The sequence below is a fragment of the Agrobacterium sp. AGB01 genome, from assembly GCF_014851585.1.
Lineage (GTDB): Bacteria > Pseudomonadota > Alphaproteobacteria > Rhizobiales > Rhizobiaceae > Agrobacterium.
In genome coordinates this window covers 1-13,744 of the sequence record NZ_JACVAB010000002.1, presented here as the reverse complement: position 1 = coordinate 13,744, position 13,744 = coordinate 1, and the positions used below count along the sequence as shown (strand labels likewise).

At 55.5% G+C, this 13,744-nt stretch carries 12 protein-coding genes and 1 tRNA gene; 8 read left to right on the top strand and 5 right to left on the bottom strand.

Annotated elements, in window-relative coordinates; all coding sequences use genetic code 11:
* The first annotated feature begins 46 nt into the window (after window positions 1-46).
* Together IB237_RS06885 and IB237_RS06880 are read left to right on the top strand one after the other, a co-directional pair.
* Window positions 47-859, top strand: coding sequence for a CbbQ/NirQ/NorQ/GpvN family protein (locus tag IB237_RS06885; protein WP_192487919.1), 813 nt, complete (start codon window positions 47-49; stop codon window positions 857-859).
* Between the two features lie 110 nt (window positions 860-969).
* Complete coding sequence (locus tag IB237_RS06880; RefSeq protein WP_192487918.1) at window positions 970-2,868, top strand: nitric oxide reductase activation protein NorD; 1,899 nt, start codon at window positions 970-972, stop codon at window positions 2,866-2,868.
* 118 nt (window positions 2,869-2,986) lie between these two features.
* Here the strand turns inward: IB237_RS06880 and hemN are convergent, their stop codons facing one another.
* A complete protein-coding gene (gene hemN / locus IB237_RS06875) occupies window positions 2,987-4,339 on the bottom strand; it encodes an oxygen-independent coproporphyrinogen III oxidase (RefSeq protein WP_192487917.1) in 1,353 nt (450 codons plus the stop codon).
* Between the two features lie 207 nt (window positions 4,340-4,546).
* Here hemN and IB237_RS06870 point away from each other — a divergent pair, with 207 nt between their 5' ends.
* Both IB237_RS06870 and IB237_RS06865 read left to right on the top strand, forming a co-directional pair.
* Window positions 4,547-4,852: a DUF2249 domain-containing protein gene (locus tag IB237_RS06870; RefSeq protein WP_192487916.1), complete on the top strand. Its 306-nt coding sequence runs from the start codon at window positions 4,547-4,549 to the stop codon at window positions 4,850-4,852.
* 70 nt (window positions 4,853-4,922) lie between these two features.
* The gene (locus tag IB237_RS06865; RefSeq protein WP_192487915.1) at window positions 4,923-5,453 is read left to right on the top strand and encodes a DUF2249 domain-containing protein; all 531 of its coding nucleotides are present in this window, start codon (window positions 4,923-4,925) and stop codon (window positions 5,451-5,453) included.
* A gap of 108 nt (window positions 5,454-5,561) precedes the next feature.
* Here IB237_RS06865 and IB237_RS06860 read toward each other — a convergent pair whose 3' ends face one another.
* Entirely contained in the window at window positions 5,562-6,794 is a 1,233-nt protein-coding gene (locus tag IB237_RS06860) for an NnrS family protein (protein ID WP_192487914.1), read from the bottom strand.
* 228 nt (window positions 6,795-7,022) lie between these two features.
* Here IB237_RS06860 and nirK point away from each other — a divergent pair, with 228 nt between their 5' ends.
* The 3 genes from nirK to IB237_RS06845 all read left to right on the top strand — a co-directional run bounded on the left by nirK (window position 7,023) and on the right by IB237_RS06845 (window position 10,045).
* The gene (nirK, locus tag IB237_RS06855; RefSeq protein ID WP_192487913.1) at window positions 7,023-8,165 is read left to right on the top strand and encodes a copper-containing nitrite reductase; all 1,143 of its coding nucleotides are present in this window, start codon (window positions 7,023-7,025) and stop codon (window positions 8,163-8,165) included.
* Between the two features lie 109 nt (window positions 8,166-8,274).
* The gene (locus tag IB237_RS06850) at window positions 8,275-9,192 is read left to right on the top strand and encodes an SUMF1/EgtB/PvdO family nonheme iron enzyme (protein WP_192487912.1); all 918 of its coding nucleotides are present in this window, start codon (window positions 8,275-8,277) and stop codon (window positions 9,190-9,192) included.
* A 157-nt stretch (window positions 9,193-9,349) separates the two neighbouring features.
* The gene (locus IB237_RS06845) at window positions 9,350-10,045 is read left to right on the top strand and encodes a Crp/Fnr family transcriptional regulator (protein WP_192487911.1); all 696 of its coding nucleotides are present in this window, start codon (window positions 9,350-9,352) and stop codon (window positions 10,043-10,045) included.
* A gap of 59 nt (window positions 10,046-10,104) precedes the next feature.
* Here the strand turns inward: IB237_RS06845 and IB237_RS06840 are convergent, their stop codons facing one another.
* Window positions 10,105-10,938 carry an aldo/keto reductase gene (locus IB237_RS06840; protein ID WP_192487910.1) on the bottom strand — a complete coding sequence of 278 codons (834 nt, stop codon included), beginning with the start codon at window positions 10,936-10,938 and terminating at the stop codon, window positions 10,105-10,107.
* 120 nt (window positions 10,939-11,058) lie between these two features.
* Window positions 11,059-12,243: an MFS transporter gene (locus tag IB237_RS06835; protein ID WP_192487909.1), complete on the bottom strand. Its 1,185-nt coding sequence runs from the start codon at window positions 12,241-12,243 to the stop codon at window positions 11,059-11,061.
* A gap of 159 nt (window positions 12,244-12,402) precedes the next feature.
* Between IB237_RS06835 and IB237_RS06830 the strand changes: the two genes are divergently transcribed.
* Window positions 12,403-13,311: a LysR family transcriptional regulator gene (locus IB237_RS06830; protein ID WP_192487908.1), complete on the top strand. Its 909-nt coding sequence runs from the start codon at window positions 12,403-12,405 to the stop codon at window positions 13,309-13,311.
* A 209-nt stretch (window positions 13,312-13,520) separates the two neighbouring features.
* On the opposite strand, the gene IB237_RS06825 is transcribed toward IB237_RS06830, so the two are convergent.
* Window positions 13,521-13,597 (bottom strand) — tRNA-Met (locus tag IB237_RS06825).
* Window positions 13,598-13,744: the final 147 nt, after the last annotated feature.

Here is a 13,744-nt window from a genome sequence, read left to right as displayed (position 1 = left end):
CCAGGGGCCGGCGCTTCCCTTTTCAAAATCTCATGGAGAGAAAAACATGAACACGATCTTCAGGGACGGACCAAAGACCACCACGGAAATTCCTTTCTACAGCCCTTCCGGCAATGAGTGCCAGCTGTTTGAAAGAGCATGGACCCGGCAACTGCCGCTGCTTCTGAAAGGTCCAACCGGTTGCGGCAAAACCCGCTTTGTCAGCCATATGGCCGCCAAGCTCGGACTGCCGCTCTCCACCGTCTCATGCCATGACGATCTGGCTGCTGCCGATCTGACGGGCCGTTACCTGCTAAAAGGTGGCGATACGGTCTGGACGGATGGCCCGCTAACCAGAGCGGTTCGTCAAGGCGGCGTTTGCTACCTCGACGAAATTGTTGAAGCCCGCAAGGATGTCGCCGTCGTGCTTCACCCGCTGACCGATGACCGGCGTATTCTGCCGCTGGAACGCACCGGCGAAGTGCTGGACGCACCTCCCGGCTTCATGCTGGTAGTGTCCTACAACCCCGGTTACCAGAACCTGCTGAAAAGCCTGAAACCCAGCACCCGGCAGCGTTTTGTCGCCATTGAATTCGACTTTTTGCCGAAGGACCAGGAAATAGCAGTTGTTTCGAAGGAAAGTGGCCTTGAGGAATCTGACATCGAACCGCTGGTCAATCTGGCGCAGCGTCTGCGCACCCTGAAAGGCCATGACCTTGAAGAAGGTGTCTCGACCCGCCTCGTCGTTTATTGCGCCAGCCTGATCGATGCCGGCATGAGCAATCGTGACGCCGTCCGCGCAGCCATGATCGAACCGCTGACCGATGAGCAGGATGTCAAGGCAGCCCTCTTCGAGATCGCGGACGCAATGATCCGCTAAGGCACTTTGCGCCTTACACGGTGCAAAAGGCCCCCCGACACACTGAAGCTACGTATCGTCATTGCGAAATTCGAAACCGGATTTCGCGCCGATGCGGCAAGGATAGTTCGATGCTGGATTTTCTGGAACTGGAAGAAACCGTTGGCCGTGCATGGCATCGCCTGATTGGCGGAACGGCAACATGGCTGCGTTTTCCTGAACATGCCGTCAAACTGGACGATGTGCAAACGGTGCTGGCTGTGTGCTTTCGCGGTTTTGGCGGTGAGCGGGCGGTGCAGATCGCGCCGACCCGTGCCCGCACGTCCACCCACCGCTTGCGTTTGCGCCAACGCATGGGACTCGGTGAGGAAAAGTTGGCCCAGCCGGGCCGTGACCACGCCACGTTGATGTTGCCTCCAGTCATCGACCTGTTCCCGGACGAAGGACTTAACCGTGACCTCTATGTCTGGCTTGCAGCGGCGATGGCTTGCCTACCGCTCGACCAGTTACCATCAGACGATTTGCTGCTGAACGATCTCACCCGGCTTGATCGGGCATCAAAGTTGGCTGACCATGTCATGGAAGCCTTTCCCGGCATGAAAAGCCGTTATCGTCGCCTGTGTGCTGCCATCCTTGCCGTGCGTCAGAAAAGACCACTTCCCAAGGTCGAGCAGCAGGTTGAAAACCGTATTCTGGCGATGCTGGCAAATGGTGCCGAACACCATGCGCCGGTCGAGCCGTTCAAGTTCCCATACAAGGCACCGCCTGGTTATCTGCCGATGCTGCCGGTACCTTTGTGGCCAGATACGCTGCTGCGGGAAGCCTCCGAACCGCGCGACAATGAAGACCAGCCGGCCAGTGGTGCCCGGCCAAACGGTGCACCAACCGCCCGGCACATTGCGGTCCGAGAAAAGGCCGAAAATCGCCAGACCGAACGCAGCCCGTTCATTCTCAACCGGTTCGAAAAGATCCTGGCCATGGCAGAAATGGTCAATGTCGATCGCCCCGGCGACGATAGTGACGATAATGACACCAGCGCCGCCGATGAACTCGACGAGATGACGCTTGGCGAACGCAAGGGCAGACCATCCGCCCGCTTCCGTTTCGATCTTGACCTTCCACCGGAAGCACTGGATCGCACCCCGTTGGCGGCAGATCTGACCTATCCGGAATGGGATTATCGAAGCGGCACCTATCTGCCCAACCATTGCCGCGTGCTTACCTCGGCGGCCGCTGGTTCGGAAATACCGCCAGAAGCTGATGAACAAACCAAGAGCTTGATCCGCCGCGTCAAACGACAATTCGAGGTTCTGCGTCCCCGCCATGAAATGCTCAAAGCCCAGATCGACGGAAACGATCTTGATCTGGATGCCGTAGTCCGTGTGCGAAGCGACATGGCTGCCGGCGGTCAAGGCAGTGATCGCATTCACATGATGAGCAGACCGCAGGCTCATGATCTTGCCGTCACCATTCTTGTCGATGTGTCGCTGTCCACTGATGCGTGGTTTGACAACCGCCGCGTTCTGGATGTCGAGAAAGAAGCCCTGCTGGTGTTGGCAAACGGACTGTCGGCCTGCGGCGACAGCCACTCCATTCTGACATTCACCTCCCGTCGTCGCTCATGGGTGCGGGTGGAAACGGTAAAAGATTTTGACGAGCCAATGGGCGACAAGGTGGAGCGACGCATTTCCGCACTGAAACCTGGCTATTACACCCGTATTGGCCCTGCGGTTCGCCATGCGGCTGCGGAGTTGCGCAAGCGCCCTGACAGACGCAAGTTGCTGTTGCTGCTGACCGACGGCAAACCCAACGACGTTGACCACTATGAAGGCCGGTTTGCCATCGAAGATAGCCGCCGGGCCATCACCGAGGCAAGGCGCTCCGGCGTCAACGTGTTTGGTGTGACGGTGGACAGGCAAGCCCAGTCCTACATTCCGGCGATCTTTGCCAAGAATGGCTATGCCATCGTCAACAGGATTTCCAAACTGCCCTCGGCCTTGCCTGCCATCTATCGCAGCTTGGCCGGTTAACCGCAGCAAATACCACCAAAATAACAGCCCCGCCAAATAGCGGGGCTGTTTTGTTTCAGTCTTCATTACCTTGTAGAATGTCCTCCCGACGATCTTACACGCCTTCGCGAAGTAAGGATCAGGCCGCTTTGCTATGTGTGCGGCCCGATGAATGCAGATAGGCATCAAAACAGGCCGCAACGGCACGAATAATGAAGCGTTGATCCGGTTTGACGCTGACGATGCCATCTCTGATGTCAACGACGCCATCATCTTCCAGCATGGAGAGTTGGCGATTGTCCTCCAACAACATGGCAGCATCAAAACCATGACCCGCAGCAATCCCCGCCACATCGGCGCGAAAATCGCACATCAACCGTTCAATCAGATCGGCGCGCATCCGGTCTTCGGTGGTCAAACGATATCCCTTGACGGTCGCCAGCTGCCCGCTGGAAATCTGCCGCGCATAAATGCCGGGTGGCACTTCGTTCTGCACATACCCACCAGGCATGCGTCCGATGGCGGAAGCGCCCAGACCGATCAAAGTCTGGCAGGCATCCGTCGTGTAGCCCTGGAAATTGCGATGCAAACGTCCTGACTTTTGTGCAATCACCATATCGTCACCGGGCAAAGCGTAGTGATCGAGACCGATGCGGATATAACCTGCCCGCTCGAGAGTGGCGGCAATGGCATCTGCCTGCTCTGCCCGCGCCATGGCATCTGGCAAAACTTTTTCATCAATCAGTTTCTGATGTTGTTTGAAGCTGGGAATATGCGCATAGCCAAACACCGAAAACCGGTCCGGCCGCATTTTGATTGCAGCTTTGGCAGTGGCAATACAGGACGCCACGGTTTGATGTGGCAAGCCGTAGATCAGGTCAAAATTGATACGCGGAACGCGGGCAGCTCTTAACCTCGTGACGGCGGTCTGCGTTTGTTCTTCGCTTTGGATGCGGTTGATGGCCTTTTGCACGATAGGGTCAAAGCTTTGCACTCCAAGGCTTGCACGCCTGACACCGCCCTCACCCAGCGCAATCGCCATGTCCGGTGTCAATGTTCTGGGATCGATCTCGACAGCCATCTCGGTTGTTCTGTCAAAAGCGAAATTTTTGCCCAGCAATGCAATCAACCGCAGGAACTCCTCCGGCTGCATGATGGTGGGTGTACCACCGCCAAAATGCACATGGCCAACCTTCAGGCGACCAGATGTACGCGCCCGCACCAGATCAATCTCCGCATGAAGGACGTCGAGGTAATCAAGGATTGGGTGGTCGCGGCTGGTGATCGTGGTGTGACAGCCGCAATACCAGCACATCGATCGGCAGAACGGAATATGCAGATAAAGCGAGACTTTGTCCTGCAGTGGAATTTCCGTAATCCAGTCCGAATATGTTCCGGCACCTATCGTGGCCGAAAAGGCTGGCGCGGTCGGATAACTGGTGTAACGCGGCAGTCGCGCTTCACCGTATTTCTCGATAAGCGGCTGATGCATGGGGGCACTCCTTTACGGTTACAAATGTGCCCGCATCCTGCCCGTGAAGAATGCGCCCTTCTTTGCGTAAAAGCGCATACATGACAATTTTCAGATTTATTTGAGCCGCGTCAACGTTGCCCGCTGTGACAATAGGTAGCTTCCGGGCTGCTCAAGCGGCAGCCGCACGCATGAGCAGTCCTTGTTTTGCGGCGATGGAAACACATTATGTCCGAAGCTCAGCCCGTTACCAACATTGATGTCAGGGTCATTCCGCCCCATGAACGTCATCCGCAGATTTTTGGTGCTCTAGGCGCATTGACCGCCGGCCAGTCGCTGCAGATCACCAGCGATCATGACCCGCGCCCACTATTGTACCAGCTGGCCACCAATTTCCCCGGCGAGTTTGGCTGGGAATATCTCGAGCAGGGTCCAGAAGTCTGGCGCCTTGACATCAATCGTATGGCAGGTGAGAGCGAAAGCAGTGACGAAGAACATTCCGGCTGCGATTGTTGCTGTGGATCAAACCATTAAGAGCAATCCGCCTGCATGTTAGACGTCTGCAAAAATCGGCAAAAGCTGTTTCAAAGATAAAAGGTGAACCATGAATGGCATCATGAAAGAACTGGATTTGCGTCCACTTTTGCGCAGTGGCATCGAACCATTCCCCGCCATCATGGAGACTGTGGCATCGCTGGCTCCGGGTGAAGGTTTGACGATCATGACAACCTTTCGCCCGGTGCCATTGTTCAATGTCATGGCGCGCCGCGGGTTCGATCATCTGGAAAAAGAGCTTGGCAATGGTGAGTGGGAGGTCCAGTTCATTCCGCATAAAAAAAGCGAAGAACTCTCCGTGTCACCAACGCTGGTCCATGATGCAGCGGAACCGGAAGCATGGCCGGATCCCAGCGAATATCTTGATCTCGTCGAACTGGCTCCACCACTGCAAATCAAGCGGCTGACGGAAGCCACAAAGAGCCACCCTCCGGGGTCTGTCATTTTTGCCGTTATGCAGCAGGAACCGGTTTTTCTATATGCTGATCTGATGTCGAATGGCCATCAATGGGCAGGAAACTTCGACGAAGGCCGCACAGCATTCCGTATGTTCATCAGGGTTGGCATGCCGCCGAACTGACAGCGTAATCTCGGAAACAAAGCATACCTCCATCAAAATGCCCCGCCTGTGACAACAAGCGGGGCATTTTCTTTGGTTCATTCTGAAAGATAAAACCGCTGCGAACCGTCAAGTCCGCAGCGGTTTGCGCTCCTGTGTCAGGATCGGCCCGAATTCTATGCAGAACAACAGAAAGCCGATGATCCACAGGGCGCCCGAGCAGGCGTGAAGGTGCATCATGGCATTCGGGAAGGCCTCTGCGGCAGGTCTCAGTACTGCGCTGCCAATCAGCGCCAAATAGGCGGCAACCGTCATCTTCGTTGCATGGAGTTTGCGACCGGTATGACCAAGGCTGGCGCGCGTCATCACGGCCAGCATCATGCAGGCAACAACGCCGACGGTGAAGATATGCAGCACCGAGCGGGCATCCATCACCTCATAGGCACCCAGCGCAATGGCCATAAAGCCGAGCGGTATGAAGGCGTAAGCCACATGCAGAACCACCAGCAATTGCTCTGGCCACGTGGCCCAACCGCGCCAGCGCACAAGCCTGACCGCATGCATGAACCCGGCGATTACAGCGACAATGACCGTTAATGGGCTCTCCGGTGCAAAGGTCCAACCACCAAGGGCGGCAACCCCCGTTAAAATCGCCGCCGTATCGAAGTTATTATAAGGAACAGGAAAATCGGTACGGCCAGACTTGTTGATCCAGTTGCGGGTAAAACTTGGAACGATACGTCCACCGACGATCATCACCAGAACCGTATAGGCCGAAACCGCAAGCCGTGTGGCAACGTGGCTGTGATCACCGCTGATCGCCGCATAATGAAAGACGATATTGGCGGCTGAAAGCGCCAGCAGCCCCGCCAGTACCTTCAGGTCTTTCCATTTGCGCCCGGCAATGACTTCTCTTGCGCATATCGCAAGCAGGGCCGGAAGAAACAGACCATCGATCACCGCAGCTGATGTCATGCCAAACACGCTAGGCACCAGGAACATCAACCGTCCCAAACACCATAACCCGAACAGCAGCACCAGTGGCAACCCGGACACCGGTAAACGGCCTGTCCAGTTCGGCACGGCTGTCAGCAAAAACCCGGCAAGCACAGCCGAGGCAAAACCAAATAGCATTTCATGCGCGTGCCAGTTATGCGCGCCATAATCGCCGCCGATCTGGATGAACCCGCTCAATGCGGAAATCCACAAGACCATGGTGACGATTGCCCAAATGGCCGCCGCCAGAAAGAACGGGCGGAAACCATAAGAAAAAATGACCGGTCCGGTGCGTGACAAACCTCTTGGAACTCCGTCCTTTGGACGGGCATGTCCGTCTTGCCGGATTGTTTCTGTACCGCTCATGATATTGCTCCTGGGATTAGCCTTCGTGGTGAATTCTTGACATCTGTCTAACCACCCCTGGCCACCCCGTCTTTGCGAACAGGCAAAGACCGCGACACCCCCAGCCAAAATGTCGCAGCCGTCAAAACGGGCTCTTTGTTCCATCTCAAATTGTAATTCGCGAGTTGAGCTAAAAACGATCACGACAGGGCCAAGCAAGGCTTGTCCTATCGGAGAAGGAGAAACCCGATGACTGACAACTTCAACATCACACGCCGGAACATACTGGCTAGTGCGGCTTTTGCTGGTGCGATGGCACCTGTCATCGGCGCAGCGACCGCGCATGCAGCAGGCGAAACAAAGACCGCTGAAAAGGCTTTGACACCCGCCGAGATTGCGGCGCTGACGCGCGTTAAAGTGGAATTGGCGAAACCACCGTTCGTGCATGAACACACCCAGAAAGCTGTCGGCGGACCAAAAATTGTCGAGTTCACACTGACCATCGAAGAAAAGAAGATGGTGCTGGATGACAAGGGTACTGAAGTTCACGCCATGACGTTCAATGGCTCGGTTCCCGGCCCACTGATGGTCGTTCACCAGAATGACTATGTTGAATTGACGCTCATTAACCCTGACACCAACGAGCTTCAGCACAACATCGACTTCCACTCGGCAACAGGCGCCCTTGGTGGCGGCGGCCTGACAATCGTCAACCCCGGTGAGAAGGCAATCCTGCGCTTCAAGGCCACCAAGGCTGGCGTATTTGTCTATCATTGCGCACCTCCCGGCATGGTGCCTTGGCACGTTACCTCGGGCATGAATGGCGCCATCATGGTTCTGCCACGCGACGGCCTGACAGATGGTCACGGTAAGGAACTGGCCTATGACCGCGTCTATTATGTCGGTGAGCAAGACTTCTACGTGCCCCGTGACGAGAAGGGTGCCTTCAAGAAGTATGACAGTGCTGGCGATGCCATGGTCGACACGCTGGAAGTCATGCGCACGCTGACCCCAAGCCATATCGTCTTCAACGGCGCAGTCGGTGCTCTGACAGGTGATAACGCGCTGAAGGCAGCCGTTGGCGAAAAGGTGCTGATTGTCCACTCGCAGGCCAACCGTGATACCCGTCCACACTTGATCGGTGGCCACGGCGATTATGTCTGGGCAACCGGCAAATTCCGCAACATTCCAGACGTCGATCAGGAAACCTGGTTCATTCCGGGCGGCACGGCAGGTGCAGCATTCTACACCTTCGAGCAGCCAGGCATTTACGCCTATGTGAACCACAACCTCATCGAAGCCTTCGAACTGGGCGCGGCTGCTCATTTCAAGGTCACTGGTGACTGGAACGACGACCTGATGACTGCGGTTCTCGCACCATCGAGCATCTAACATGACAAGGAGCCAAGGGACCGGAAACAGCCCGGCCCCCTGGCCCACCCCGTGGGTGTACGGAATATAAGCTGCACATATTCACGACTGATGGCGCAAGGAGACTGCTATGACCGCGCTTCGTCTAAAACCTGCATCGAAAGCTCTCTCGATTGCGCTTCCGCTGTCAATTATCGCGGTGCTGACCGCAACAGCAGCTCTCCAAGCGGGCATCATCGGTTCAGACAGTACACCTGTTGCGAGCGTTGACGCACCACAAACCATTGTCATTCCGACGGGCACTTTTAGTTATCGTGAAGACGGCGAATATTTCAAAAACGGTTACGCCGTTGACGCACCAATGCGCACCATGACAATGAACCGTGCACTGACAATCATGAAATATCAGGTCTCGGGCAGCGATTATAACCGTTGCGTAACGGATGGTGCCTGTGCTGCACCAGAGCCTGGCTTTACCGTTGCACTTGATGTGAGAACGCCGGCAACTGGCATCAGCCACGACGATGCAAAAGCCTATGCTGCGTGGCTGAGTGCTCGCACCGGCGAGGTCTGGACCTTGCCAAGTGACGCGCAACTGGCTTTCGCTGCCGGCTCGATCTTTCCTGATGAAAAACTGGATGTCGATACGGATTCGACCAACCCTGCCGCACGCTGGCTGGCAGACTACGAACGCCAGACCAGCCGTAAAGCCTCGAGCAATCCGGTTCCGCAATCATACGGCACGTTCGGCGAGAATGAGCATGGCCTGTCGGATTTTGGTGGCAACATATGGGAATGGACAGCGACCTGCAGTCGCCGTGTCAATCTGGATGCCAACGGCAATGTGACGAGCGCCGTCTCTTCATGTGGTATTCCGGTTGCTTCGGGTAAACACCGTGCAGCGCTTAGCGGTTTTGTGCGCAATCCGAAGGGCGGCGGCTGTGCGGTGGGCGCACCTCCGGATAATCTCGGCTTTCGGCTGGTCAAAGACACACGTTGGTATGCACCACTTGCAGCACGGCTGCGCCACCATGGTTGGTCGGTTTAACAACCCCGACAACCTTTCCACAACCCTCGACACGTGCTAAAGACAGCGACGAAACAATACGGAAATATTTAACGAGACTAATCCTGCCGTCACCGCTCGATCAGAAGCGTCGACTACCGCAGACAAGCGGAAACAGGGTGTCTGGAGAGGACATCTGGTGAAGATTGACCGCAGCGTCATCCGGGCTTTGCCTTTGTTCAGTAAAATGTTGGACGAAGATCTCGACAAGCTTCTGTCCCATGCCAATTCCCGGCTTGTGCCGCCCGGCGAAGCGATCTTTGAGCAGGGACAGGCCGCATCCCATTTTTTCCTGCTGATTCATGGCCGGTTGAAAGTCACCCAAGTCACGCAGGATGGCCAGCAGATCATTGTACGCGTAGTGCATCCAGGCGATCTCTTCGGTTTTGCCAAGGCTCTTCAAAGAACCGACTATCCCGGCACGGCGACCACCGCTGCTGAAAGCGTTATTCTGTCCTGGCAGACAGACCTTTGGCCACAATTTGTCGAGCAAAACCCTTATCTGGCAGTGTCTGCCATGCAGACCATCGGCCAGCGGCTGGAAGAAGCCCATACGCGTATTCGCGAAATGTCCACGCAGGAAGTGGAGCGCCGTGTCGCCCACGCCGTGCTTCGTCTGTCACAACAGGCCGGGCGCAAGGAAAGCGAAGGTATTCGGATCGATTTCCCGATATCCCGACAGGATATTGCCGAGATGACCGGAACGACACTGCATACGGTGTCGCGCATTCTTAGCAGCTGGGAATCCAAGGGTCTTGTGCAGGGTGGCCGCCAGAAACTTCTGGTCTGCAACATGCCGGGGCTGATGCAGCTTGCCGATGGCGCGCGCGAGTAACGCCATCGACAAATGTAAAAAGGCATTTGGGGAGGAGCACAGGCTCCTCCTGTTGTTTTTCAGACAGCAGCATCCCAAACCGGCGCGAGGCCATCCGGGGACACGATACGGCCGTCTGCTTTGGAAAGCGCGTGAATGGCCGCCATTTCCTCTGAAGACAGGGCAAAGTCAAAAATCGCTGCATTCTCGGCGAGACGAGCTTCAGTCACCGTCTTGGAAAGCGCAATAACGCCGTCCTGCTGGACGAGCCAATGCAATACGACCTGAGCAACCGACTTGCCGTGTTTGGCAGCAATATCTTTCAGAACCGGGTCGGCAAGCACCTTGCCATCCGCCATGGCAAAATAGCTGGTAATCGACATGCCGGACTTTTTGGCTTCGGCGATCACGACATCCTGATTGAGATACGGATGATACTCAATCTGGTTGGTCACGATCGGCGCCTTTGAAAGTGAAACGGACTGCGCCATCAAAGCCGTGTTGAAGTTGGATACACCGATATGACGCACCTTGCCGGCTTCCTTGACCTCATTCAACGCACCGATCTGCTCAGCCAATGGAACCGCGTCGTTTGGCCAATGGAGAAGTAACAGGTCAACATAGTCGGTTTTCAGCTTCTGCAGGCTTTCGTCAACGGAAGTTACAAATGCGTCGCGTTTGTATTTGTCGACCCAGACTTTTGTGGTCAGGAAGATATCGCCACGCGTGATGCCTGAACCGGCGATGGCCTCGCCAACTTCCGCTTCATTGCCATAAATCTGCGCAGTGTCGATATGGCGGAATCCGGTCTTAAGCGCCTTCGGCACAATCCTGAGGACATCACTGCCGGGAACACGAAACGTACCAAAGCCGAGCGCGGGAATGGTCGCCCCATTTGCGGTAACAGTGTGCATTGGTTTACTCCTTGATTAATCCGCAGCGATTTTCGCCGGGAATGATTGGACTTGAGAACCGGCTGGACATCAAGTGCCGGTTTAGCAAGCTCGACCGCAAATCGGCCGGGCTGATAACGATCAGGCAATGTTCAACGCCGGTGACGCGGCACGACGGTCGAGCGCACCACTCCAAATTGTCAGAAGCAGGGCGACGGCGACAAGAATGGCACCAACCCAAGGCGTAGCGACAAGACCGAGCGGCGATTCCACCACCAGACCGCCCAGCCACGCGCCGATGGCAATGCCGAGGTTAAAGGCAGCAATATTGAGTGCAGAGGCGACATCAACGGCTCCCGGCCGATGCTCTTTGGCCAACTGCACGACATAAAGCTGCAAGCCTGGTACGTTTGCAAAGGACAGGAAACCGAGTGCAGCCAACGTCACCAATGTGAGAACAGGCGACACAGCGGTAAAGGAAAACACCAGAAGCACGATTGCCTGCGCCAGGAACAGACCGACAAGCGCTCTGACCGGATTGTGATTGGCAATCCTGCCGCCGCCAATATTACCAGCAGCAATAGCGATACCGTAGAGCACGAGAATAAGACTGACGCTGTATGCGGAGAAGCCGGTCACTTGCTGCAGGATTGGCGCGAGGAAGGTGAAGGCGACAAACGTGCCGCCATATCCGAAAGTGGTCATGGCGAAGACGATCAGCAGGCGTCCTGAACCGAGAACGCGGACCTGATCAACCAAACGTGCAGGCGCTGCCTTTTTGAGCGTATTTGGCAGAAGTGTCGCAATTGCCAGAAAAGCAATGACACCGAGCATCGACACCGCCCAGAAGGTAGCGCGCCAGCCGAAAACCTGACCAATATATGTACCAAGTGGAACACCGGTGACGATAGCAACCGTCAGGCCCATGAACATCATGGCAATTGCCGAAGCACGACGGTTCTCCGGCACGAGATCTGCAGCGATGGTCGCACCAACAGAGAAGAAAACGCCATGCGCAAAAGCGGCCAGTACGCGTGCCACAAGAAGGAACTCATAACCGGATGACAATGCCGCCAGCCCGTTACCAACAACAAACAGCGCCATAAGGCCAAGCAGCAGCGGCTTTCTTTCTATCCTGCCAGTCAACGCCGTCAGGACCGGCGCACCAAAGGTCACGCCAAGCGCATAAACGCTGACGATAAGACCAGCCAGCGGCAATGAGATGTTGAGATCCGTCGCAACTGTCGGCAACAATCCGACAATCACGAACTCGGTGGTGCCGATCGCATAGGCTGCGATCGTCAAAGCAAATATAGCCAAGGGCATGATGACTTCCTCTTTCCCCTCGAAATCTATCGGGGGCGCTGACGACAGCACTGCTGTCCGTCTGACTGATTGATGCACCCTATATGGAGGAAGACGACTTGCCTGATAATCGGCAATAATGGATAAATACCTTTGAATTGAATTCATGAGGTAGTGCGCATGGACAACCGTACCGGCGAAATGGAGGTCTTCGTGGCGGCCGCCGAACTGGGAAGTTTTTCTGCCGCCGGACGTAAACTAAAACTCTCTCCTTCTGCCGTCAGCAAACTCGTAACCCGTGTTGAGGACCGTCTGGGGACACGTCTGCTGTTGCGCTCAACTCGCCTCGTCACCCTGACCCCAGAAGGCGAAATTTATCTGACCAGAGCAAAACGCATTTTGGCAGACATACAGGAGACGGAACAGATCATCACCAGCGGCGGCAAAGCGGTTCCCCGCGGACTTCTGCGTGTGAATGCGACACTCGCTTTCGGTGAACGTTATCTGCTGCCACTCGCACCAAAATTCCTTGAACTATACCCAGAAGTTCAACTCGATATTTCACTGACAGACGGCGTTATCAGCCTTATCGAGGAACGAACGGATATCGCCATCCGCTCGGGCGCCCTACAGGATTCCTCCCTGAAGGCCCGCAAACTGCTTGAAGTGCCACGGGTCATCGTCGCGTCGCCGGCCTATATCGACAAACATGGTATGCCCAAGACGCCGCAAGACCTCGCACACCACAACTGCTTCAGTTTCAACTTCAGTCGAAGTCTGAATGAGTGGCCGTTCAGAAATCCTGGATCTGACGATGTCTACCGTATTCCAATTTCAGGCAATGCGGCTGTCAACAGCGGATTGGCGATGCGCCGATTGTGCCTTGAGGGTTTAGGCTTGGGGCGTGTTGGCGGTTTTCATGTGGAGGAAGATATTGAAGCGGGCAGACTTGTGTCTGTTCTGGACGATTATAACCCAGGCGATGTCGAGGTTATCTGGTGTGTCTATGGTGGTTCGGGACCATTGTCTGGCCGGGTACGCGCCTATTTGGATTTTCTGAGCGAGCATGTTTTGCGGGCGTCGCCTTGATTTTCTTGCGGCGTGTCTACCATTGGTTATTGATCGTTTTGTCGCCGGCGGTTTTTCCAGGCTTTGACTTCCGCATTGGGGAGCTGTTGGCGTGCCTTGGTTGTTGTGTCTTGAGAAGGGTTATTTTCGCGGGCGCGTAGGCGCCGCCAATGGTCTGCGGTTTCTTTTAGTTTTGAGATTTTGTTTTTTGGGGGAATGTTTTGGTGATTTGGTTGCGGGGGCAGGATTTGAACCTGCGGCCTTCAGGTTATGAGCCTGACGAGCTACCGGGCTGCTCCACCCCGCGTTACCTCGGTAAACTGCATGGCAGTTTATCCGTACCAGCGCAAATCCTTGGGATTTGTCGCAAGCCATAAACCGTTATAGCGATCTATGGCGTTTTTCGATTAAATTGCTGTGCAATTTTCTCGTTTATTGAATGCCTTAAACGCAA